Origin of the sequence: Radiobacillus kanasensis, assembly GCF_021049245.1 — a bacterium.
Taxonomy (GTDB): domain Bacteria; phylum Bacillota; class Bacilli; order Bacillales; family Amphibacillaceae; genus Radiobacillus; species Radiobacillus kanasensis.
This window is the reverse complement of the sequence record NZ_CP088021.1, coordinates 26,367-50,662: the sequence shown is the minus strand read 5'-3', so window position 1 is coordinate 50,662 and position 24,296 is coordinate 26,367. Positions and strand designations below refer to the sequence as shown.

The 24,296-nt window shown below is 40.0% G+C and carries 21 protein-coding genes and 1 tRNA gene; 4 read left to right on the top strand and 18 right to left on the bottom strand.

The features are described 5' to 3' along the window. The first annotated feature begins 102 nt into the window (after nucleotides 1-102). The 3 genes from KO561_RS20285 to KO561_RS20275 all read left to right on the top strand — a co-directional run bounded on the left by KO561_RS20285 (nucleotide 103) and on the right by KO561_RS20275 (nucleotide 3,853). A complete protein-coding gene (locus KO561_RS20285; RefSeq protein WP_231097356.1) occupies nucleotides 103-552 on the top strand; it encodes a MarR family winged helix-turn-helix transcriptional regulator in 450 nt (149 codons plus the stop codon). After that, nucleotides 545-2,053 carry a DHA2 family efflux MFS transporter permease subunit gene (locus tag KO561_RS20280; RefSeq protein WP_231097355.1) on the top strand — a complete coding sequence of 503 codons (1,509 nt, stop codon included), beginning with the start codon at nucleotides 545-547 and terminating at the stop codon, nucleotides 2,051-2,053. Before KO561_RS20285 ends, KO561_RS20280 begins: the two co-directional genes overlap by 8 nt. 576 nt (nucleotides 2,054-2,629) lie before the next feature. Then, nucleotides 2,630-3,853: an IS110 family RNA-guided transposase gene (locus tag KO561_RS20275; protein ID WP_231097353.1), complete on the top strand. Its 1,224-nt coding sequence runs from the start codon at nucleotides 2,630-2,632 to the stop codon at nucleotides 3,851-3,853. 621 nt (nucleotides 3,854-4,474) lie between these two features. Here KO561_RS20275 and KO561_RS20270 read toward each other — a convergent pair. After that, the gene (locus tag KO561_RS20270) at nucleotides 4,475-5,086 is read right to left on the bottom strand and encodes an NUDIX hydrolase (protein WP_231097351.1); all 612 of its coding nucleotides are present in this window, start codon (nucleotides 5,084-5,086) and stop codon (nucleotides 4,475-4,477) included. A 15-nt stretch (nucleotides 5,087-5,101) separates the two neighbouring features. Then, nucleotides 5,102-5,677 carry a histidine phosphatase family protein gene (locus KO561_RS20265; RefSeq protein WP_231097399.1) on the bottom strand — a complete coding sequence of 192 codons (576 nt, stop codon included), beginning with the start codon at nucleotides 5,675-5,677 and terminating at the stop codon, nucleotides 5,102-5,104. A 112-nt stretch (nucleotides 5,678-5,789) separates the two neighbouring features. On the opposite strand from KO561_RS20265, the gene KO561_RS20260 reads away from it, so the two are divergent. Then, nucleotides 5,790-5,863, top strand: a tRNA-Met gene (locus tag KO561_RS20260). A gap of 282 nt (nucleotides 5,864-6,145) precedes the next feature. On the opposite strand, the gene KO561_RS20255 is transcribed toward KO561_RS20260, so the two are convergent. From KO561_RS20255 to KO561_RS20180, 16 genes are all read right to left on the bottom strand, one after another. Next, nucleotides 6,146-6,547 carry a S1 domain-containing RNA-binding protein gene (locus tag KO561_RS20255; RefSeq protein ID WP_231097349.1) on the bottom strand — a complete coding sequence of 134 codons (402 nt, stop codon included), beginning with the start codon at nucleotides 6,545-6,547 and terminating at the stop codon, nucleotides 6,146-6,148. A 73-nt stretch (nucleotides 6,548-6,620) separates the two neighbouring features. Then, complete coding sequence (locus tag KO561_RS20250) at nucleotides 6,621-7,004, bottom strand: FtsB family cell division protein (RefSeq protein WP_231097347.1); 384 nt, start codon at nucleotides 7,002-7,004, stop codon at nucleotides 6,621-6,623. Nucleotides 7,005-7,019: 15 nt separating this feature from the next. Further along, on the bottom strand, nucleotides 7,020-7,616 hold the full coding sequence (gene yabQ, locus KO561_RS20245) for a spore cortex biosynthesis protein YabQ (protein ID WP_231097345.1): 597 nt from the start codon (nucleotides 7,614-7,616) through the stop codon (nucleotides 7,020-7,022). Further along, the gene (gene yabP, locus KO561_RS20240) at nucleotides 7,613-7,912 is read right to left on the bottom strand and encodes a sporulation protein YabP (protein ID WP_231097344.1); all 300 of its coding nucleotides are present in this window, start codon (nucleotides 7,910-7,912) and stop codon (nucleotides 7,613-7,615) included. Before yabP ends, yabQ begins: the two co-directional genes overlap by 4 nt. A 59-nt stretch (nucleotides 7,913-7,971) precedes the next feature. Then, nucleotides 7,972-8,235 (bottom strand): RNA-binding S4 domain-containing protein, encoded by a 264-nt coding sequence (locus tag KO561_RS20235; RefSeq protein WP_231097343.1) that lies wholly within the window; start codon nucleotides 8,233-8,235, stop codon nucleotides 7,972-7,974. After that, complete coding sequence (yabN, locus tag KO561_RS20230) at nucleotides 8,235-9,695, bottom strand: bifunctional methyltransferase/pyrophosphohydrolase YabN (RefSeq protein WP_231097341.1); 1,461 nt, start codon at nucleotides 9,693-9,695, stop codon at nucleotides 8,235-8,237. Before yabN ends, KO561_RS20235 begins: the two co-directional genes overlap by 1 nt. Next, nucleotides 9,692-11,278, bottom strand: coding sequence for a putative polysaccharide biosynthesis protein (locus tag KO561_RS20225; RefSeq protein ID WP_231097339.1), 1,587 nt, complete (start codon nucleotides 11,276-11,278; stop codon nucleotides 9,692-9,694). The genes yabN and KO561_RS20225 overlap by 4 nt, the downstream gene beginning before the upstream one ends. Before the next feature lie 282 nt (nucleotides 11,279-11,560). After that, nucleotides 11,561-13,591, bottom strand: a complete 2,031-nt coding sequence (ptsG, locus tag KO561_RS20220; protein ID WP_231097337.1) for a glucose-specific PTS transporter subunit IIBC — start codon at nucleotides 13,589-13,591, stop codon at nucleotides 11,561-11,563. Nucleotides 13,592-13,759: 168 nt separating this feature from the next. Further along, the gene (gene glcT, locus KO561_RS20215; protein ID WP_231097336.1) at nucleotides 13,760-14,602 is read right to left on the bottom strand and encodes a glucose PTS transporter transcription antiterminator GlcT; all 843 of its coding nucleotides are present in this window, start codon (nucleotides 14,600-14,602) and stop codon (nucleotides 13,760-13,762) included. A 136-nt stretch (nucleotides 14,603-14,738) separates the two neighbouring features. Further along, nucleotides 14,739-15,275 carry a stage V sporulation protein T gene (gene spoVT, locus KO561_RS20210; protein ID WP_231097398.1) on the bottom strand — a complete coding sequence of 179 codons (537 nt, stop codon included), beginning with the start codon at nucleotides 15,273-15,275 and terminating at the stop codon, nucleotides 14,739-14,741. 147 nt (nucleotides 15,276-15,422) lie between these two features. Beyond that, a complete protein-coding gene (mfd, locus tag KO561_RS20205) occupies nucleotides 15,423-18,962 on the bottom strand; it encodes a transcription-repair coupling factor (protein ID WP_231097395.1) in 3,540 nt (1,179 codons plus the stop codon). A 243-nt stretch (nucleotides 18,963-19,205) separates the two neighbouring features. After that, entirely contained in the window at nucleotides 19,206-19,436 is a 231-nt protein-coding gene (locus KO561_RS20200; RefSeq protein WP_231097394.1) for an anti-sigma-F factor Fin, read from the bottom strand. Between the two features lie 124 nt (nucleotides 19,437-19,560). Beyond that, entirely contained in the window at nucleotides 19,561-20,118 is a 558-nt protein-coding gene (pth, locus tag KO561_RS20195; protein ID WP_231097393.1) for an aminoacyl-tRNA hydrolase, read from the bottom strand. Between the two features lie 737 nt (nucleotides 20,119-20,855). After that, nucleotides 20,856-22,079, bottom strand: coding sequence for an IS110 family RNA-guided transposase (locus tag KO561_RS20190; protein ID WP_231093844.1), 1,224 nt, complete (start codon nucleotides 22,077-22,079; stop codon nucleotides 20,856-20,858). A 509-nt stretch (nucleotides 22,080-22,588) separates the two neighbouring features. Next, entirely contained in the window at nucleotides 22,589-23,230 is a 642-nt protein-coding gene (locus KO561_RS20185; protein WP_231097392.1) for a 50S ribosomal protein L25/general stress protein Ctc, read from the bottom strand. Between the two features lie 79 nt (nucleotides 23,231-23,309). Next, on the bottom strand, nucleotides 23,310-24,263 hold the full coding sequence (locus KO561_RS20180) for a ribose-phosphate diphosphokinase (protein WP_231097391.1): 954 nt from the start codon (nucleotides 24,261-24,263) through the stop codon (nucleotides 23,310-23,312). Nucleotides 24,264-24,296 lie beyond the last annotated feature (33 nt).

Genomic DNA, 24,296 nt, shown 5'->3' with positions numbered 1-24,296 from the left:
TTTTTGATTTATGCTCTTGATTTCTTATTATGAAGGACTATAATAGTTCTTGCGGTGAATAGTTCGTACAGGAACTATTTTTATGTTAAAGGGGTCTTTCTAATGGATAAAAATGAAAAAATTAATCGCATTATACAATCGTTTCGAGCGGTAAATCGAAACTTCCTCATACACGTCAGAAGCAATGCGAAGGATTTAGGAGTAACTACGCTACAGTTACAAATATTAAGGATACTTCATGAAAGTCCGGATATAGGTTTGATCGAGTTAGCGAATAAAGTCGCAACAAGTAAAAGTACTGTCAGTGAAACAGTGGAGCGCCTTGTCAAGGCAGGTTATATCGAGAGAAACCGATCGATGCAGGATCGCCGCGCACTTGTCATGCGCTTAACCGAAGATGGTGTGTTGCAAAAGGTCGAGGCCTATAAAGAATATATGGAAAGATTGTCTGGCCTTCATGCTTTAGATGATCACGAAGTAGAATTACTCCTTTCTTTACATGAAAAAATCATCAAGAATATCAAGACAGATGGAGATGAACAAAATGGATAGAAGTACGTATATTGAAGCCTCTCAGGTAAACAAGGGGCCGATTATATTCGTTATGGTTCTTGGGGCATTTGTCGCTATTTTGAACCAAACGTTAATGAATATTGCATTACCAGTCATGATGGTAGATTTAGATATAACGGAAAATACGGCCCAATGGTTAACGACCATTTTTATGCTTGTGAACGGGATTGCCATTCCAATCACTGCTTTTTTGATGGAGAAATTTAGTACGAGACAACTATTTTTAACGGCGATGACCCTTTTCGCGATTGGTACCTTAATTTGTGGGGTGTCTCCAACCTTTTCTCTTATCTTAATGGGAAGAGTTGTTCAAGCGGCAGGGGCAGGGATTATGATGCCGCTATTAACCAATGTTATTTTAAGTCTATTCCCTATTGAAAACCGAGGAGCAGCAATGGGCTTAATTGGTCTAGCGATGATGTTCGCACCAGCCATCGGACCAACATTATCTGGGTGGATTGTAGAAAATTACTCTTGGCGTTTATTGTTTTTCATCATTTTACCGATTGCTATCTTAGATGTCCTTTTAGCCTTTTTCTTATTAAGAAACGTAACCAAGCTTTCTAATCCGAAGATCGACATTTTTTCCATTATCCTTTCAACCTTTGCCTTTGGCGGGCTACTTTACGCCTTCAGTAGAGCAGGTAACGAAGGCTGGGGGGATGAACAAGTGGTTGCAACCCTAATTATTGGGGCGGTTGCTATGATATTCTTTGTAACCAGACAGCTTCGGATGGAAAGACCGATGTTAGAATTCCGCGTCTTCAAATATAGTATGTTTACTTTATCGACCGTCATCAATGTCGTTGTAACCATGGCCATGTTTGCAGCCATGATTTTAATTCCATTATACTTGCAGCTGATTCGCGGTTTTACACCGCTAGAATCTGGTTTATTACTTCTACCTGGAGCATTAATCTCTGCAGTTATGTCTCCTATTACAGGGAAACTATTTGATAAAATCGGGGCAAGACCTCTCGCTTTAGTCGGGTTGTTTATTACTGCCCTAACAACGTTTGGCTTAACCGATCTATCTGACTCAACGACCTATGGGTATATGATGTTCATTTATAGTGCACGTATGGTCGGGATTTCCATGATCATGATGCCAATTATGACGGCAGGCTTAAACCAATTGCCAATGCGTTTATATTCCCATGGAACAGCGATGGCGAATACCCTTCGTCAAGTTTCTGGAGCAATAGGAACAGCCTTCCTCGTTACGGTCATGAGTAATCGTCGTGAGGATCATATGAGTGAATTCTTACCGAACGGCGTTCCAAACGATCAGCAAATGGCTTATGCGGTGCAGCATGCTACTATTGAAGGGATTAACGATTCCTTCATGGTTGCAACTGGCTTTGCCATCTTGGGTTTTGTCCTATCTTTTTACTTGAAAAGGGTTCGTTCAGCTGATGAAGAAGAAAAAGAAGCTGCACTAGCTAAAAGCTATCAACAGTCCGAATCTCCAACAAATTAGAAAGAAAAGCGGAAGCTTCTGTGACAATGATGATTTAATCATATCAAAATCCGAACTGGTTCGAAATTCTTATTTAGAATTCGAATCAATTCGGATTTTTCTTTTGGGGTACTTTTGAAAATATTATTGCGAAAATATATAAAATGCGACGTAACGAAATAATAAAAGTTACTACAAAACCATCGGTTTAGTGACTGCTCGGTGTGTGTGCGATGCTGATTTCCGTTGCGGGTAATCGCTTTCCGCGGGCACGGTTTCAGCCTCCTCAAAAAGCAAAGTTCGCTTTTTTGCGGGGTCTTCAACTCGTGCTTTTCCCGCAGTCATTCATGTATCGCGAAAACAGCTATACACCACAGAGAATGAAAATAGTTATTGTGTGGCTATACTGATGCTACGGCTGGATGAGGAAGGTCGAGACTCCTTGGTGCGTGAGAGCCCTACCCGCAGTCTGACTCCTTCGACCACGGTGCATCACAGACTGTTGCTCCCTTTAAGGGAAGCACTCATGGTAGATTAACCCTATTCTGGTTGTTGCGCCAGCCTCCATTATTATTTGCCGTAGAAAGGATGTTTTCAATGGATGTAATCATTGAGAATGCTTGTGGTATGGATGTCCACAAGGATACCATTACCGCTTGTGCCATTACAACAGAAGGAAAGGAGATTGAAACTTTTTCAACTAAAACCATATATCTAATTGAGTTGGTGGACTGGGTGAAGAAACATAAGTGTACCCATGTGGCAATGGAAAGTACAAGTGTCTACTGGAAACCTATTGTCAATCTACTAGAAGCAGAAGATATTGAATATCTAGTTGTGAATGCTCAACACATTAAGGCTGTCCCCGGGCGTAAAACGGAGGTGAAAGATGCCGAATGGATAGCCAAATTACTTCGTCACGGTTTACTTAAAGCTAGTTTTATTCCTGATCGAAACCAGCGAGAATTACGTGAACTTGTTCGTTATCGTCGAAGTATTATTGAAGAGCGTGCCAGACAATATAATCGGATTCAAAAAGTGTTAGAAGGAGCTAATATCAAACTTGGTTCTGTTGTTTCTGACATTATGGGAGTTTCTGCTCGTGATATGCTTCGATCCATATCCGAAGGAAATGATGATCTCGAAGAGTTAACAACCTTTGCGAGAGGAGTAATGAAGAAGAAAAAGGATGAATTGAAACTCGCACTTCAAGGGTATGTTCAAGAACACCAACGGTTCATGATAAAAACGATTCTAGATCATATCGATTTCCTGACGGATCAAATCGATAAACTAGATAAAGAGATAGCGAAAAGGATGGAAGACTCTCAAGAAGATATAGACCGTTTAGATTCCATTCCTGGTATTGGGAGAAAAATGGCGGAACAAATGCTTGCAGAGCTTGGTACAAATATAAAGGAGCAATTTCCTACTGCACCTCAAATGTGTTCATGGGCTGGATTAGTTCCTGGAAATAACCAAAGTGCTGGAAAACGTAAATCATCTAAAACGTTGAATGGAAACAAGTATCTTAAATCAGCACTGATTGAAGCAGCTCATTCTGTTCGAGGATCCAAAAACTACCTTGGTGCACTTTACCGGCGAACAGCTTCACGTAAAGGTAAAAAGCGTGCAGGAATCGTTGTAGCTCATGCGATATTACGAATCTCCTATTATCTCTTAACACGAAAAGAAATGTATGTAGATTTAGGAGAAGATTACTTCGACAAACAAAGACAACAATCCGTTGTTAGGCATTCACTACGAAGATTAGAGAGTTTAGGTTACACAGTGACAATTGTGGAACCAAAAGTGTCTTAAAATTATTCTCCAACTTCATTAGATCTTAGAATATGGCGCTCTCCTCAAAAAAATGAATGAGCTGCGTCTACCTTAGTATTGCCATTTTTCCATATATTAGAACTTTATTTTCATGGTAGGAGTCGATTACCCTCCACTCCAATCAACATACCATAATAAATGAACTAGATGAAAATTTTCAAAAGAGATTTATCACTGAAATGAAGTAAAATCAAGATAAAAGAATGAGACAAAAGAACTTATCAATACTAAGAAAAGTGAATCAAGTTAAATGCACGTTCAAAGAGTCGTTCTTCAGGTCATAACGACATATTAAGTATTGATAAAGCCACTGTCATTTGTAGAAAGTTCCTACCAGCGTAGGCAGAATGCGGAGACTCCTGCGGGAACAGCGCGAGCCGAAGATCCCGCAGGAAGTGGGGTTCTTCCGAGGAAGCTGAGGCCGTGCCCGCGGAAAGCGGAGTATTCTGCCGGAGCGCCGGCATATAGCTTCACCACTTACGTCGCATTTTTATATTAAATACGAATGAGGCTATAACCATTAAACATTCTTAACTTCTTGTTCTATAACCGTTATTCTTTGCAGGGAAAAGTTTCGGTTTTATCCCGGCCTCTTTTCTTTTATAAAGCTAATATTCTCTGAAATACTTCCTGATAATAGCTTTTCTGATGAGCAACAAAGTCCTCGATCATAAAGTCTTTTGTTTCTTGCCTCTTTGTGGAGTGCAGTATGGTAAAACCTTCTCCCGTTACTGTTTTTCGCTTCCCTTCCAAAAGCTCGAGCATATCCTTCGCTGGTATTTCAAATAACCCCGAAACTTCTGTTTCTTGCACGGCATATTCCAAAGTAGATTGATTACATTGCCCAATGAACACATGGCAACGCTCTCTATCCACATAGGGCTTTTCTACAATAGTCTCTTTGATAAGTCCCACCGATATTAAGTCATGGAAATCGAGGTGAATACCTAGTTCCTCCTCCAGTTCACGGACGCCATCCTCTGGAGTTTCTCCTGCTTCTAAGTGACCCGCTGCACTAATGTCTAATTTGTTTGCTGAAATATCCTTTTCCGGATGCCGTAGCTGGAAAAGGACCATTCGTTGATCAAGTTCATTTCGAACAATCCAACAATGAAAGGTTTGATGCCATAACCCTTCTAAATGGACCGTTTCCCGGTCCTCCACTTTAATAAAAGCCCCATCCTCAGACCAAACATCAAGTTTTTCTGACACAAAAACACTTCCCTTTTATAAGTTGGTAAGGTGATTGACTTGATTCACATCGTGTACTTGCCATGCATCATCAATGTATTGAATTCTACTCCAACCAGCATTATGTAATCTCGTGTTCTTTGAATTTAAAGTTCCTTTAGACAATATGGAAAGGATACATCCAATGACGGCACCATGAGCGACGAGCAGGATTCGCTTGTTTGGATATTTGCTGTTTAATAAACTTAAGCCGTTCATCACTCTAGCTTGAAACGCCTCAAAGCTTTCCGCTCCAGGATAGTCGCGATTTGGGTACAAGCTATTTCGCTCTTCTGCTAGTAACCCTTCTGCTTCTCCAAAAGAACGTTCTTTAAAGTCCTCCATTTCATAAAAAGGTAGTTGGAGGGCTTCATTTATGATTTCAGCTGTTTTCTTAGCTCGTTTTAAAGGACTCGAGACTAATAGGTCCCAATCCTCATGCTTAAAATGTTCCTTACATGCTTTTGCTTGGGCAATTCCGCGTTCATTTAAAGGTACGTCTGTTTTCCCTTGTAGTTTCCCTGCCACATTCCAGTCTGTTTCGCCATGTCGGACTAAACCAATCATCTGTATCCCCCTTTTCTACTTCTAGTGTATCTTGTTTTTACGAAAATGGGTAGCCGATACAAAAGATGGTTGACACGATATCAAAGCTGTTGTAATATATTCTTTGTGACTTTAACATGGCGGTGTAGCTCAGCTGGCTAGAGCGTACGGTTCATACCCGTGAGGTCGTGGGTTCGATTCCCTCCGCCGCTATCTTTTAGAAGAACAGGTTTATCCCTGTTCTTCTTTTTTTGATCAAGTAAGAAATATCAGTTCAAGCCCACTCATCCTTATTAACCACCCATATTTCCGCTGAGTGTGTCTGGAAAGTGGAGTAGCGCTATTCCGCTCCCTAGTCTCGAACTAGTTTTTTGTTTTTCTCTCCATTAAAAAAAGCTGATACTTTTGTGTATCAGCTTTATCTATACGGTTTTCGACCCGTTGTTTATATAAATAAGGCATTTATCATATCGCTCTCATCAATAGACAGCAAGGTTAACCTTTTCTAGCTCCTCGACCTCCGCGTTTCGATTCCGTATTCTTCTTCAAAGAAGCTAAACGGTCCTCGGAGTCTTTAAGAAATCGATTCATTTTTGCCTCAAATGTCTCTGTGCGTTCGCGGTTATTTTTTTGGTGTGGCTTGCGGCGACCAGTATTTGCTGTTTCTTTCGCCTTTTTAATGGATAAGCCGATCTTTCCATCATCTTCTACATTAATGACTTTAACCGTTACTTCGTCTCCGACTGTTAAATGTTCATTAATGTCTTTCACGTAGTTATCAGCAACCTCACTAATATGAACCAGCCCTGTTGTTCCACCCGGTAACTCAACGAATGCTCCAAAATTAGTGATTCCGGTTACCTTACCCTGTAACTTGCTGCCTACTTCGATTGACATAAAAAAAATGCTCCTCCTTAAAAGTTTAAAAGATATCTCACCTATATATTATATATAAGCTTTGAAAAGCGTGTCAATAAGACGGGTCTTCCTCAGGAAGTTTAAAAATAATTTCTCCCTTTTTCGAGAAAAAATAATTGGTTCGCGCAATTTCTTTCACGTATTCTTCATCTTGGAGTAATTGGACTTCCTGTTTCAGATCCTGCTCTTCTTTTTCAAGGGAAGCCATTTCTTCTTTCATTTTCTCATATTGTTCTTTCTTTTCTGCATATACAATTTGTTGATTTACATGATAGGCAATAAGAGAACCAAATACGAGCATAGCTAGTATCGTAAATAGCACTAGCCGGCGATAGAGTCTTTTTCTCTTTTTCTGCTGTCTTTTCAAATGAACGTCGTACTGCTTCATATAGCTAGAATTAATTCTTGCAACGGATTTTTGTTCTTTTCGTGTCACCGACTGGCTACCTCCTTATTCATCCTTCTTATCTGAATGTTTCCAGTTGACTATTTTATTCTTTATTTTACTATAAAATCCTGCTAAATGGGATATTTTATTTTTCGCATTTTTCGGTACGAGTCGCCATATGAACATCCCAATCAGTCGAATCGGATAGAATACGATCTTGTACAACAAAACAGCTACCCATACTAATCCTCCCCATAGAGCAAATAAAATGGAGAGGATGAGCTGAAAAATACGGATTATAGGTCGAATAAAGAATAGGTGAACCATTCGATATAAGAAGCGATAAATCGAAAGACAAGAGACTATCATTCTCTCTAATAACCGTTGATAATAACTTTTGAGTAAAGCATTGTAAGCTGAGTAGCCACACAATAAAGCTAAAAGTATATAAAACCGAAGTTCCCCTTGATTTACTCGAAACAATAAGTAAAACAAGATTAGCGATTGCAGCAGCCAAAAACAGATTTCTATTATATAAGAAAAGACTTTACGTTTTTTCCAAGCTCCCTCAAATCGTCGAAACGTTTCAATCGCGATTCCTAAATAAATTCCTCCGGCGATCATGGAGATAATTGTTAGGAATTGAACGGTTAAGGTCATTTAAACAGCTTGCTAAAGAGTCCTTTAGCTTTCTCCCCATGTTGCTCTTCTAAGTAAGAAAGCTCGTAAATCTTTCCTTTAATGGACACATTCCCTTCTTCCAAATCGAGATTTTTCATTTGAAGATTTTCACCACGAACAATTAAAAACCCCATAACCGTTTGTAACAAGAACTCTTCATTGTCAAAACTGTCGACTTCCTTTACACCAGAAATATCAAGGGTTCTTCTATTGCTCATTCTAACGTGATGTTCTACCTGCGCCCGTACGGATTGATTGTTTTCATAATAGTTCATAATCTACAGCCCCTCCTTTTATCATTACAAATGTATGAATAGAGGGACAAGTTTAGAACTTAATCTTGCGAAACCGGTTCTTCCTTTTTAATCGAATATAAAGTGGTTGCTTCTTCTTTGCGGACAATTTCTTTCAAGGACTCTACTTGAACCGTTACAAGTTTTTGTCCGAATTGGATCCTTAGTTCATCTCCTACGCTAACATTGGAAGCAGCCTTCGCTGGATTTCCATTTATCGTAATTCGTCCTTGATCGGCTACCTCTTTCGCCAATGTTCTTCGCTTAATTAACCTAGAATTCTTTAAAAACTTGTCCAGTCTCATTATGAATTCCCCTCTTTTCGCTCTGCTTGTTTTGCTTTATCCCAATACTGATCTAATCGCTCTAATGTTAATTCTGAAAGCTGTTCATTGTTCTTTTTTATTTCCTGTTCCATAAACGTAAATCGTTGTTTAAATTTTCGGTTGGTTTGCTTAACAGCAAGTTCTGGATTTATTTTATAATATCTTGTTAGATTGACGATAGCAAATAACACATCACCAAATTCTTTTTCTATTTCTTTTTCATCTTGGGTAGCTATCGCTTGTTTCACTTCTTCCATTTCTTCTTTTATTTTCTCCCACATAGGTTCAGGATCCTGCCAATCGAATCCAACCTTTGCTGCTTGCTTTTGAATTTGTTCAGCCTCAAGTAAGCCTGACATATGTTTCGGAACGGCATCCATCAGGGAAGTTCGTTCCGTTTTTTCTGCTCTTTTGATTTCGTCCCAATTTTGGACAACCTTTTCCGATGAGGAAGCAACAGTATCGCCAAACACGTGTGGGTGTCTTCTAATCATTTTCTCCGTGATCGATTCAATGACATCATCGACTGTAAAGTACCCTTCATCTTCCCCTATCTGGCTATGAAGCATGACCTGTAGTAAAACGTCTCCTAGTTCTTCAATCATTCCATCATCATCAAGGTCATCTACCGCTTCTATAAATTCATATGCTTCCTCTAACAAATAGTTGCGCAGTGATTCATGGGTTTGTTCCTTATCCCAAGGACAGCCATTAGGCCCCCGTAATTGGGCAATGACCTCGCGAAGACGGAAAAATTGATGTGGAAGCTGCTCCCTCTTTACTGGGGGAACATAAATACTCGTTAAATTACTGAGGCTTACCGTCTGATCTAATTCTACTAACGGGACACGAAGTATTTTCTCTTGGTTACTACCTACTGCATCGACAATGGTAATTGGATGCTCCGGATTTAAATCTTCTAGTAGGGCAAGCTTCACCTCTGATGCGACGAAGGAATCATATACTTGGCAAAAGACAATATGCTGCAAGTAATTTAATTCAAATCGGCTAAAGGAGGTGGCATCCACGAATTGAAAGCCTTCGATGGGATCCATTCTTAAAGCTGTGAATAAATCATCTAAATAGCTTTGACCACCAACAATCGTCACGTTAACTTCGGTTTGATCCTCTAATAATTGCACTGTTTTTTCTGCTAGCATAGGGTGACCCGGTACGGCATAGATTAGCGAGTCACTCTTCGCCTGATGAAGAAGGTCTTCTACAATCGCTTGATAGACATCCCCAAATTCCGCATGCGCCTCATAGACGGAATCATACCCTTTAAAAGTAACACCCTCTTGTTCCAATGTTTGAATAACAGGATGGTCCACCGTCCGAACAAAAATCGGCTTTTGCGATGTTGTTAATTTTTTATAAATACCCAAAGGCAATTGATCAATATCGCCTGCCCCTAATCCAATTACTTCTATTTGATTCATGGACGAAACCTCCATCTCTGAATTTCTATAAGTAGATCCGCAAATGGCAGCTCTCGAAGATCAGACTCTTCCAAGGCGTGCAGACGGATGAGTAAAACAAAGTATAAAAAAGCGGCAAGGACACAAGTAAAGACCACAAACAAGGCAGTCTCTATCCGACTATTGAGAAATGGGCTGTATGCATAAACCTTGTTCATCGCGAAAACAAACCCAGTCATGATAAGCAAAGAGATAGCGAAGCGTGCGAATGGAATCGGAAACCATCGAATTCCCGCTACTTTCCTCTTCAATACGTAAACATTGATCATACATAACATAAATACCGCAAATACCGTTGCGAGAGCAGACCCCATGATGCCAAATTGCGGAATGAACATCAGATTACCGATATACTTTATAAAAAAGGCAATCATGACAAAGACTGCCGTACGATAGATGAATCCTAATCCTTGTAAAATAGATGATGCCGTTAAAGCAGTGGATGCAAAAAGGATTGTAAAGGCTAATACTTGAAGACTTTGTACACCTTCATTCGTTTCGTAGAGCATTTGGTTAGCTAAAGGCATGATCGCCATCAATCCAAAAGAACAAGCGCTTGCTATGTATATACTAAAACGAAGCGCGCTTTCCATATGCAACTGAAAGGACTTGGGTGCACGCTGGTAACGCTTCTTCGTTACGGATGGAATCAAGGCCAAGGCTAAAGACGATCCTAAAACGGTGCCTAACTGAACGAGTGGATAACCCCTGTCCAATACTCCCTTCCATTCCTTTGCTCCTAACGTAGGTAAACCGTGGTCTATTAACCCATTCACAACAGTTAAGGAATCCGCTAGTTGAAGCAATAGCAACATCATATAGTTTAGACAAATGAAAAATCCGTAACCAAAAATGGTTTGACTATATGTCCTCCACGAAAAGCTCATTTTCTGCCACGTGAATTCTTGTGAACGAAGCCACATCCACGCCAACCAACAAGCTGCAATTCCTGCCGCAATTGTTGCTCCTATTCCCGCCCCTACTGCAACGCCATATAAGTCTCCATTAGCTTGGACGACTATAACTGCAAAAAATAGAATGACAATAACCCTTATAATCTGTTCCAACACTTGAGAAGTAGCAGTGGGCCTCATATCATTAAGTCCTTGAGACACCCCACGAAATAATGAGGTAAACGGTACAAGTAAAAAGGGAAAAGCGGCTACCCGAAATGCTTGCGCAAGGTTCGGATCCCCCATCCAAGCTGCTATTTTGTTAGAGCCAAAATAAAGGATAATAAACAATATCCCATTTATGAAAAAAAGCAATCCAAACAACGGAATGTAGAAGCTCCTTACAGATAACCACTCTCCCTCTTCCTTGCGACTTGCCACAAGCTTTGAAATAGCAGCCGGAAAGCCATATAAAGAAAGTGTAAGGGATATTCCTAAAATCGGATAAACCTGTTGATACATATAAAAACCCAGATCCCCTGTAATATTTTGAAGTGGAATCCGGTAGCCAGCACTAATGATTTTACTAATGAGTCCTGCAATAGTGAGTAATAAAGCACCTCTAAACAATTGCTTCGTTGTCTGTTCCATAGGTAAGTGTTTCCTTTTTCTCTATTAGAATGCTCTCATTATATCATAGGGGGATTGCCCAATTAAAACGGAGGATACCTTGTGCTGCGGTCATCACTCTCTAATTAAAAGGCAAGAAGACACTTAGCCCATTTTTTTTAAAAAGCGTAGACTAGGTTGATTTATGCTGCGGGTAGTCGCTTACCTGAGCGGAGCCATTTCTCTTCCTAGTCTCGACCTATACTCTCTTCCCGTATAAAGAAAAACCCTCCACCATTAAGAAAGTGGAGGGTAATGCTTCTCTTATTTAATAGCAAGGATATCTTTATCTGTCTGTTGAACGGTACCTTTTGCTTTCAATTCTACAGACTGACCTTCTGAAAGGTTCGTGAAGATAACTGGTGTTACAGTAGAAGTTGCGTTTTCCTCAATGTATGCTAGGTCTACTTCCATTAGAGCTTGACCTTGCTTCACCTCAGCGCCTTCTTCAACTTTCGCAGTAAAGCCTTCCCCTTTTAGGTTTACAGTATCAATACCGATATGGATTAAGATCTCTGTTCCATTCTCCGCCATAATGCCAATCGCATGCTTTGTAGGGAAAATGTTCACGATTTTTCCGTTTACCGGTGAAACAATGGTACCTTCTGATGGCTTAATTGCAAATCCATCGCCCATCATTTTTTCAGAGAATACTTGATCTGGAACATCAGTGATGCTCATAATTTCCCCTGTAATAGGACTAACGAAATCTAAATCTGCAGTCATTGGAGTAACAGCATCATTCGCTTCATCCAGAATTTTAGATATATCTTCTTGTTTACGCGGTGTTTTTCCATCGATAATATCTTGGATTTGTCCACGTAACGTGTCAGATTTTGGCCCGAAAATAGCTTGAATGTTATTTCCGACTTCCATGACACCAGAAGCCCCTAATTTTTTCAAACGGTTCTTGTCGACATTTTTAATGTCATCAACACTAACACGTAGTCGTGTAATACATGCATCTAGGTTCGTAATGTTCTCTTGACCACCCATTGCTGAAAGGACTTCATACGGAAGATCTCCTACTTCAGCTACGTCTCCATCGTCATCCATTTCGTCTTCGCGACCTGGCGTTGCAAGGTTGAACTTAAGAATCGCCCAACGGAATCCAAAGTAATAGATCACAGAGAATACAAGACCAATGATGATTACCCACCACCAGTCCGTTCGGTTCGGCATAACACCGAATAACAGGAAGTCGATTAAACCACCAGAGAAAGTCATCCCAATTTTGACGTCTAGAAGATACATCGTCATAAAGGATAGACCAGCAAAAACAGTGTGAATCGCAAATAATAATGGAGCCACGAATAGGAATGAGAATTCAATCGGCTCTGTAATACCTGTTAGGAAAGAAGTTAAAGCGGCAGAACCCATGATACCAGCTACAACTTTCTTTCTTTCTGGTTTAGCTGTGTGGTAAATCGCCAATGCTGCAGCTGGTAAACCAAACATCATGAACGGGAACTTACCCGTCATAAAGTTACCAGCGGTGAATTCTACTCCATCTTTCAGCTGAGCGAAGAAAATACTTTGATCACCACGTACAAGCTCTCCTGCCGCGCTCGTATATTGACCGAACTCAAACCAGAATGGAGAGTAGAAAATATGATGTAAACCAAATGGAATCAATGCACGTTCAATTACACCAAACACGAATGTAGAAACTGTACGGTTTGTATCGAGCATTAAGTGAGATAAGTTATTAAGGCCTTCTTGTGCAAATGGCCATATCCAGTACATTAAAATCCCCAAAAAGACAGATGAGAACGCTGTGATAATTGGCACAAATCGTTTACCAGCAAAGAATCCTAAAAACTGTGGCAACTCAATATTGAAAAATCTTCGATACATATACGAGGCGAGAACCCCGACAATAATACCACCAAAAACACCTGTTTGCAGGGTTGGGATACCTAGAACGGCAGCATATGCTGGGTTGTCAGTCATTTCTGCTGTAACCCCACCAAAAACTCCCATTGTTTTATTCATAATGAGATACCCGATAATCGCAGCAAGACCTGCAACACCATCTCCACCAGCTAGCCCGATGGCTACCCCAACGGCAAATAGTAACGGCAGATTATCGAAAACGACTCCACCAGCCGCCGCCATCACTTCTAAGACTTTTAGGACAACTGGATTTCCAAACCATGGAAATTTATCAATCCATTGTTCTTGAGCAAAGCTCGTTCCGAAAGCAAGTAAAATACCTGCAGCAGGTAGCAAGGCTACCGGTAACATGAGGGCCTTACCGACTTTTTGTAAGGTACCAAATGCATTTTTAAACATAAAAGCTCCTCCTTTTTTGTAGTGATACAGATACGGAATATGATAAGGGCAAAAGAAAAAGGCATGAGTAAAAGAGTCGGAAAAATACGGAAACGGATACATTCCATTCCATACTTTGCCCATAAAACTCTTTAATACTCATGCCTGATCGAATCAGTAACACGTATGTTAAGATTTATTGGATAATCGTTGTAAGTGAATCGTTAAGTACAATACTTCAGATTCATCTACAGGTTTATTTAATTGTTTCTGCATCACTTTTATCAACTTCCAAGCAAGATTATAGCATACCGGATATTCATTTTTCAACAATTCCGCTAATCGGTTTTCTTTTCCTAATGATTCGCCATGGTGAACCCGATCTATCGCACGGTGCAAATGTTGAATAAGACGGTTATAATCAACCTGGCTACGGTCCATCTTAATGTCTAATTCATCCTCAATAATTTCAACGAAACGGGAAATTAACTTATTATGCTTATTAATATCTCTTAATGCTTTATCCGTAACCGCACTATGAATATGGAGCGCAATGAAGCCTATTTCCCCTTCTGGCAACGCGATTCCCATTTGCTTTTGCACCATTTCTACTACTTCACGTGCTACTTGATATTCCTTTGCATAAAGAGATTCAATTTCAAATAAAAAAGGGTTAGAGAAATAAATCTCTTTCTTCGCGCGATTAATAGCAAACGCAATGTGATCAGTGAGGGCAATATGAATGTGTTCATTTAACTCCTGTCCCATTCGATCCTCAATGTACACTAAGACATCATTCATAAAATCAATTAGTTCTTGCTCTAAATGGGGGAGAAGGTTCATGTATTGTTCCTTTTCATTTTCCCCTTTTAGTAAGAACGTTTTATCCGCCTTATCGAATGAAACCGTTTCCCCTTGCTTCCGATTAAAGCCTATCCCTTTCCCTATTAAGACGACCTCTTTATAGGTTGGATGCTCCGCTATTAGTACATTATTATTTAATACTTTTTCAATACGTACATGTTCAACCATTTCACCGCACCCTTTTTTCTTACAAATCCGTTTACATGCCCACAAGTATATCGCACTTCAGATTGGAAGAAAAGAAAAAAAGGGCTAAACCTCCGGAAGCTTTCACTACCAAAGGTTTAGCCCTTATCTTTTTTCCTTATTCCATTTGTCTAGCTAGAAAGCTTGCAGCAGTTTCTACTGCTTTATGCTCGACAGCACTTAATTTCTTATCGTCTTTTGATAATATCATCACGCATCCAATTGGATCCCCGTTTGCCACTATCGGGCTTACGACGTAAGATCCAATTTTTTCTTCATTCCCGTCTACAATTTCGAGCATGGATTCATCGGATTCAGTAATAATGGAACGGTCATCCATCGCCTTTTCCATGATTTTACCTATGCTTTTACCTAAGTATTCTTTCTTAGATTCGCCTGAAACGGCAATAAATTCATCACGATCACATATAAGAACTGGTGAACCGAGCGAATCAAATAATGCGTCCGCATATTCCTTCGCAAAGTCACCTAGTTCACTAATTGGAGAGTATTTCTTTAAAATAACTTCCCCTTCTCTGTCTACAAAAATTTCTAATGGATCTCCTTCTCGGATGCGTAGGGTTCTTCTTATTTCTTTCGGGATAACTACTCTACCCAAATCATCAATTCGACGTACAATTCCTGTTGCTTTCATAATCTGTGTAGCCTCACTTTCTTTGATGATCTTTCTGTCTGGCAGTCCTTCCACGTTCATAAAAGGGAAGAAGAAATAACCAGTTGTGTTTCTAGTATGGGTTACCTCGTGAGAACTATACATTTTTGCTACATTTTTCATCCACTTCTAGTTGGACAAAGCTTCCTCTCGCCTCATGTTTTGCAGTTCAGCAATAAATTCTTCCGTAATATCGTAACGGTTGAGATAGGACTTTTTATCCCATTGGAAAACGACCTTTAGTTTTCGATTATCCGTACCTAGCTGAACCATTCTGCCATATTTATTGGCATACTCAAATAACTTTGCTCCGTCGATGGATTGACTAGCATCCTCTTCTACTAATAGCTCCAGTTTCTGTTTCTTTTCACTAATCGATTCCACTCTTTGTTTTTTAGCATGAGCTTTTAGAGAAGTGACATGAAACAGATTTTCAACCTCATTTGGATAATCTCCAAATCGATCAATCATCTCATCTCGAATATCATGGATATCCTCTTGCGTTTCCGCTGCTTGGAACCGTTTATACATATCTATTTTTTGTTTTTCATCACTAATATATGTTTCTGGAATATAGGCATCTAAATCAAGGTCAAGCTCCACTTCAAAAGGCTTCAACTGCGCTTGTGTTTTTCCTTCTTTGCGGGCTTCGATAGCATCCTTCAGCATTTGCGAATACATATCAAACCCAACGGAATCAATGAAACCGTGCTGTTGAGCACCTAATAAGTTTCCGGCTCCTCGTATAGATAAATCACGCATGGCAATCTTAAATCCAGAGCCTAATTCCGTAAACTCCTTGATTGCTTCTAACCTTTTCTCTGCAACTTCCGTTAACACTTTATCTGGTTGGTACGTGAAATAAGCATAGGCGACTCGGTTGGAACGACCTACACGTCCTCTTAGCTGATAAAGCTGACTAAGCCCCATTCGATCGGCATCATAGACAATGAGGGTATTCACATTCGGAATGTCCACCCCTGTTTCTATAATAGTCGTACTCACTAGCACATCATATTCCCCTTCTAAGAAAGAAAACATGACGTTTTCCAGCTCGGATTCATTCATCTGGCCGTGTGCAAATGTGACTCTAGCATCCTCTACAAGAGCTGATATTTCTTCTGCCATTCGTTCAATGTTATCCACTCGGTTATATAAGAAAAATACTTGACCTCCCCGTGCCATTTCCCGTTCAATGGCCTCTCGAAGAAATACAGGATTGTACTCTAACACATAAGTCTGAATCGGAAATCGGTTTTCTGGAGGTGTTTCGATTACGGATAGATCTCTAACTCCCAGCATCGACATATGCAATGTTCTTGGAATCGGTGTTGCCGTTAAAGTCAAAACATCTACATTGGTTTTGAGCTGTTTAATTTTTTCCTTATGCTTGACTCCAAATCGTTGCTCTTCATCCACGATAAGCAATCCGATGTTTTTATACTCCACATCTTTGGAAAGTAAACGGTGTGTTCCGATTACGATATCTACTAACCCTTTTTTTAAATCCTCTAACGTTTGCTTTTGTTGCTTTCGTGTACGGAAACGACTCAATAAACCAACATTAATCGGATAGTCCTGAAATCTTTCTATAATGGTTTCATAATGCTGCTGCGCTAGAATCGTAGTTGGAACTAGAATTGCTACCTGTTTTCCATCTGTAATCGCTTTGAAAGCAGCACGAATGGCAACCTCCGTTTTTCCGTAGCCAACGTCGCCACATAGCAAACGGTCCATCGGTCGCGAGCGTTCCATATCTTTTTTTATTTCTTCTATACATCGAATTTGGTCCTCTGTTTCTTGATAAGCGAAAGCATCTTCAAATTCACGCTGCATAAGTGTATCCTCTGAAAATGCATAGCCCACTGTCGCTTCACGCTCGGCATAAAGCTTAATCAAGTCATCCGCAATATCTTCCACTGTTGACTGAACTTTACTTTTAACCTTTTTCCATTCGGATCCACCAAGCTTATAAAGTTTCGGTTCTTTCCCTTCGGAACCAACGTACTTTTGCACCAAATCGATTTGATCAATCGGTACAAATAGCTTGTCATCTCCCGAATATTTCACGAGCATAAAATCTTTATGAAGTCCATTTACTTCCAAAGTTTCTATCCCTAAATATTTCCCAATCCCGTGGTTTGCATGAACAACATAGTCGCCGACCTTTAACTCCTGGTAGCTCTTAATTCGCTCCGCATTGGAGATTTTTTGCTTACGCTTCGGTCGAACGGTTCTTTGCTTGAACAATTCACTTTCTGTCAAAATGGCAAGTCGGTGGATTGGAAGCTCATACCCACTACTAATCTGAGCTTGAATGATAGTAGGTTTTGTTACCGGCAACGTGACATTTTCCGATGCAATATCCGCCTCCATATCGTAATCCGCAAGTACGGATTGAATCTTTTCCGCACGCTTTCCGTTTGGAGCAAAAATAAGGACCGAAAAGTTGCCCTTCATCCAGCGGTTTACTTCATTTTGAAGCAAATTCATTTGCCCATGGAACTGCTGCATAGACCGACAAGAAATATTCACGATGTTTTGTGGATTGGTATTCGGAATATGGCGTAAGAAGACGGATAAATAGAGTCGAGGCTGTTCCATTTTGGACCAAACATCTACCCAGTCAAAGGATATCTTGTTATCACGGACCATATGTTGGCTGGTAAGGAGACCATTCATCCATTCTGCTTCCTCTTGGTCTAGACGCGTTGCCGTTTCTTGAATGCGGCTCATTTCATCCAAGATAAGCAGTCCGTCTTTCGGAAGATAATCTAATAAACTAGCAGGCTCTTCATAGAGAAAATGGACATACTTGTACATCTCTTGGAATCGCTCTTGTTCACGCATTCGGTCGATGTCATGACTAATAAAGGTAGAGAGCTTCTCTTTCTCTTCCTTCTTCGTCAGTTTTTTTAAGGAATAGGCCAGAGCCTCTTCCAGCTTATCCGCACCTGATGCAATATCCTGTTCGGTTAAAAGCATCTCCGTTGCTGGAGCAATTGTTGCCACCGATAGCTTCTCAAGAGAGCGTTGGGACTCCGAATCGAAATAACGAATGGAATCGATCTCAGTATCAAATAGCTCAACCCGAATTGGGTTTTCCTCCGTTAAGGAATAAATGTCCATAATTCCACCACGAATACTAAATTCTCCTGGGGTAGACACCATCCCCACTCTTTCATAGCCCATCTCTACAAGTGTTTGTACGGAACCTTCTAAGTCGATATCTTTTCCTACTTCTAATGAAATTTGGTGGTTTTTCCAATAAGACGCAGGTGGTAGAATTCTTTTTAGCGCTGCCACAGGGGCGATTAAAATACCCGCGTCTTGGCTTAACCATTGAGTCAAAGCGTCAATCCGCTGACTTCTAAGCTCTGGACTTGCAATGGCAATCTCGGAAGCCATTAATTCATTCACTGGATACAAAAATACATTTGATTTGGAAGAGATTTCACTTAGATCCTCATAAAGCTGCTGTGCCTGCATCAATTGATGCGTCACTAATAAGATTGGTTTGTTCAAAGATTCACTAATTAAAGATGCGAGCGTCCCTCTGGCAGAACCCGATAAGCCTGAAACAAGCTGTTCGGATAAGCCACTAGAGACCCCCGTTATAATGGAATCTATATCTTCTTTTGATTTTAAGTAGTCTTTTATGCCTTGCATTTTTTATGTTTCCCCCTGACGTACAACCTCTTGCTAAGTTGAGTGGAACATTTTACCCGGATGATCTTACTGGATTTAGATTATAATCCATGAAGGTTCTTGTTGTGTCCAATCCAATAATAGAAAACTTGGTGAGACCTAGTTGATTTTACCCTAAGTCAAATAGACTTTTTCACTGTCAGGATATAAACTCTGAAAGTGCAAAAATGCTTTGGTCATAACCCAAAGCTTAATGCTACTTATTTATTGGATAAAATAGTCTAATTCATGATAGTGAGGATTATGGTCTAACGATTCTTGGCAGTTTTCACAGATTGTCTTGACATGGATATCTCCATTATCCTGATACTGGATCATTTCCCGTTTTTCCTGTTCCGATAGTTCGTGCCATCCTAAGGATTGCGTATCGACTACTTTTTGATGTAATTCTCCTACGTTATTTCCGCAATGATTACATGTATAAATCAAAGACAATGTATTTCCTCCTCGAACGAAACTTAATTCTTTTATCAGTTTGTCCGAAAAGGTTTTTTTCTATACTTTTCATCCTTATCAGGTCAGTCGTTGAACTCCTTAGGTTCTTTCAATGTATGCGGTTTTAATTAAATTCATTCATGACTTGTTCAAAGGGTTTGGTAAACCATGCTTCACAAGCATCTGCTGCTTTTTCGATGCCCTCGCTTGCCAGCACCCATTCCTCTTTTGAAAAAGGTTCTGTAACAAAATTAGGAACCGGTTGAGGTGTAGTTGGTCTTCCAATCCCAACACGAATACGCTTGAATTCTTTTGTCCCTAAATGGTCAATAATAGAGCGAATGCCATTATGACCTCCATGGCTGCCTTTTTGTCTTAAACGAATCTTGCCATTCGGTAAATCTAAATCATCATAGATAACCACTATATCTTCCGGTTCGATGTTATAAAAGTCGATTAATGGACGGACAGATTCGCCCGATAGGTTCATATATGTTAATGGTTCGAGGAAGATGATTTTTTCCCCTTCTATGACATGGGTCGTATATTGCCCATGGAATTTCTTTTTATCCAATGATAATTGATGTCGTTTTATAAGCTCATCCACGACCATAAATCCTATGTTATGGCGTGTATCAGCAAATCGTTTTCCCGGATTTCCGAGCCCTACTATACATTTCATGATTTCACGTCTTTCTTCCGATTGTCGTTGCTTTTATTGTAACGTAACGATGCTATAAAAAAAAGATAAATGCCAAAGCACCCGCAATGATGGATTACAGACTAAAAACATCCTTTAGTCTTCGTAAATTAATAATTGACCTATCCTGCTAGGGTGAGGCAAGTCTTACTAGTAGTTATAGAAAGTTGATATAAAATGCGACATAAAAAGTTAAACGAAAAACCATCCGTTTAATAACTGCTCGATATACACGCGATGTTGATTTCCGCTGCGGGCAGTCGCTTTCCGTGGGCACGGTCTCAGCCTCCTCGCTCGCAAAAATCGCTCACTGTGGGGTCTTCACCTCGTGCTGTTTCCACAGGAGTCGACTAGCCCTCCACTACAATCAACATGCCGTAAGTAGCTGACATAGAATAGTTTTCCGAATGTATAAAATTATTCTTTAATAATTATAAGTAAATTGAAATCTTATTAAGTTAGAGATTCATGTTATCAGACTAATGATTTTGTACAAGGTTTCCCCAATTATTTCAAGTATTTAATCATCTGTTTTTTTCCGGCTACAAATTTTACTTAATTAGAATATAGTAACTTAGCGTAGGCAGAATACGGAGACTCCTACCATGAAAATAAGGTTCTAATATATGGAAAAATGGCAATACTAAGGTAGACGCAGCTCATTCGTTTTTTTGAGGAGAGCGCCACATTCTAAGATCTAATGAAGTTGGAGAATAATTTTAAGACACTTTTGGTTCCACAATTGTCACTGTGTAACCTAAACTCTCTAATCTTCGTAGTGAATGCTTAACAACGGATTGTTGTCTTTGTTTGTCGAAGTAATCTTCTCCTAAATCTACATACATTTCTTTTCGTGTTAAGAGATAATAGGAGATTCGTAATATCGCATGAGCTACAACGATTCCTGCACGCTTTTTACCTTTACGTGAAGCTGTTCGCCGGTAAAGTGCACCAAGGTAGTTTTTGGATCCTCGAACAGAATGAGCTGCTTCAATCAGTGCTGATTTAAGATACTTGTTTCCATTCAACGTTTTAGATGATTTACGTTTTCCAGCACTTTGGTTATTTCCAGGAACTAATCCAGCCCATGAACACATTTGAGGTGCAGTAGGAAATTGCTCCTTTATATTTGTACCAAGCTCTGCAAGCATTTGTTCCGCCATTTTTCTCCCAATACCAGGAATGGAATCTAAACGGTCTATATCTTCTTGAGAGTCTTCCATCCTTTTCGCTATCTCTTTATCTAGTTTATCGATTTGATCCGTCAGGAAATCGATATGATCTAGAATCGTTTTTATCATGAACCGTTGGTGTTCTTGAACATACCCTTGAAGTGCGAGTTTCAATTCATCCTTTTTCTTCTTCATTACTCCTCTCGCAAAGGTTGTTAACTCTTCGAGATCATCATTTCCTTCGGATATGGATCGAAGCATATCACGAGCAGAAACTCCCATAATGTCAGAAACAACAGAACCAAGTTTGATATTAGCTCCTTCTAACACTTTTTGAATCCGATTATATTGTCTGGCACGCTCTTCAATAATACTTCGACGATAACGAACAAGTTCACGTAATTCTCGCTGGTTTCGATCAGGAATAAAACTAGCTTTAAGTAAACCGTGACGAAGTAATTTGGCTATCCATTCGGCATCTTTCACATCCGTTTTACGCCCGGGGACAGCCTTAATGTGTTGAGCATTCACAACTAGATATTCAATATCTTCTGCTTCTAGTAGATTGACAATGGGTTTCCAGTAGACACTTGTACTTTCCATTGCCACATGGGTACACTTATGTTTCTTCACCCAGTCCACCAACTCAATTAGATATATGGTTTTAGTTGAAAAAGTTTCAATCTCCTTTCCTTCTGTTGTAATGGCACAAGCGGTAATGGTATCCTTGTGGACATCCATACCACAAGCATTCTCAATGATTACATCCATTGAAAACATCCTTTCTACGGCAAATAATAATGGAGGCTGGCGCAACAACCAGAATAGGGTTAATCTACCATGAGTGCTTCCCTTAAAAGGAGCAACAGTCTGTGATGCACCGTGGTCGAAGGAGTCAGACTGCGGGTAGGGCTCTCACGCACCAAGGAGTCTCGACCTTCCTCATCCAGCCGTAGCATCAGTATAGCCACACAATAACTATTTTCATTCTCTGTGGTGTATAGCTGTTTTCGCGATACATGAATGACTGCGGGAACAGCACGAGGTGAAAGCCCCGCAAGAAGTGGGTTTCTTCTGAGGAGATTGAGGCCGTGCCCGCGGAAAGCGGAGTATTCTGCCGGAGCGCGGTCTCAAGGTTCACTTATCATTCTTTCAATAAATTATTTAATTAGAGTTACGTCGCAATTTATTTAAATAGCAACACACTATGCGAATAGAGCATAAATTCTCAAGCAAGCAGAAAAGAGCACGATCTCTTAGATCGCGCTCCCGTTCTATCGTTATTCCTTATTTTCTTCTTCTTCCTCATTACTTGCTTCTGAATCTGCATCAGCAATCTCTTCCGGAGCCTCTACTTCATCTTGCTCTGCACCACTATCAGGTGGCAAGATTGTTACAACAGTCGTATTATCATCCTCTTGAATTTCATAACCACGACCAGACTTCAAATCGCCTACTGTTATACTATCCCCAACCGCTAAGTCGGTTACATCCACACTAATTTCTTCAGGGATATTCGCTGGCTTAGCTCGTACAGCTAAGTTATAAAGAGGCTGCTGCAGGACACCACCATCTTTCACTCCAATAGATTCACCAGTTAGATGAATGGCAACTTCTACGTCCATTTCTTGTGACATATTTACCACATAGAAGTCTGCGTGTAGAAGTTCTCCTTTAATTGGTTCTACTTGATAGTCATGTAGCATAACATCTACCGTACTACCATTTACATTTAAAGAGATAATAGCATTTCTACCTTCGTCTCTTACCGTTTTTAACAGTTCCAAACTATTAACAGAAACCGTTACAGGATCTTTATCCTTTCCATACACAACTGCTGGAATCAACCCACTATTTCTAATTTTTCTCGTGTTGGACTGTTTTAAATCCTCTCTATGATCTACCTTTAACGTGACTGCCAATATAATCACCCTCCATGAAAATAACTTATATTAAAGTATATTTCCCGGTAACTGGCAGAAATAAACACGCGTTCTTTTTTTAGTCGAATAAAATACTTACAGACTGAAGTTCATGCACACGCACAATTGCTTCACTAATTAAAGGAGCTACAGATAGCTGACTTAGCTTGTCCGTCTTCTTCTCTTCTTTTAAAGCAATACTATTTGTCACAATTAATTCTTTTATCTTAGAATTTTCAATACGTTCGATAGCCGGACCAGACAAAACTGGGTGTGTACAGCACGCAAATACTTCTGTTGCACCATTTTCAATTAAAGCATTAGCAGCAAGCGTAATCGTTCCAGCTGTGTCAATGATATCATCGATTAAAATGGCTGTTTTTCCTTCGATATTCCCTACGATATTCATGACTTCCGCAACATTTGGCTTCGGTCTTCTCTTATCAATGATAGCAATTGGAGCTTTTAATCGATCCGCCATTTGTCGTGCACGAGTTACTCCACCATGGTCAGGAGATACAACGACAATATCCTTTAAATCTTTCTTCAGGAAGTATTCTGCTAAAATAGGTACCCCTACTAACTGATCAACTGGAATATCAAAGAAACCTTGAATCTGCGGAGCGTGTAAATCTAGCGTGATTACTCTATTTGCTCCAGCTGTTTGCAGCAGGTCTGCTACAAGCTTGGCTGTGATTGGTTCTCTAGCACGAGCTTTTCGGTCCTGACGAGCATACCCATAATAAGGCATTACAATGTTGATAGAACTTGCAGATGCACGTTTCAACGCATCAATCATGATAAGGAGTTCCATCATATGCTGGTTTACAGGCTCAGAAGTAGACTGAACCACATATACGTCACAACCACGTACACTTTCTTCGATATTAATTTGCACTTCCCCATCACTGAAAGTGGTAACGGAGCACTTTCCTAAATCTGTTCCGATATGACTAGCAATCTCTTTGGCTAACTCCTGATTTGAATTTAATGAAAATACCTTTAGCGACGAATCTTTATAACCCGATGACATGCTTTTAAGCCTCCAATTTTTATTTTGTTCAAG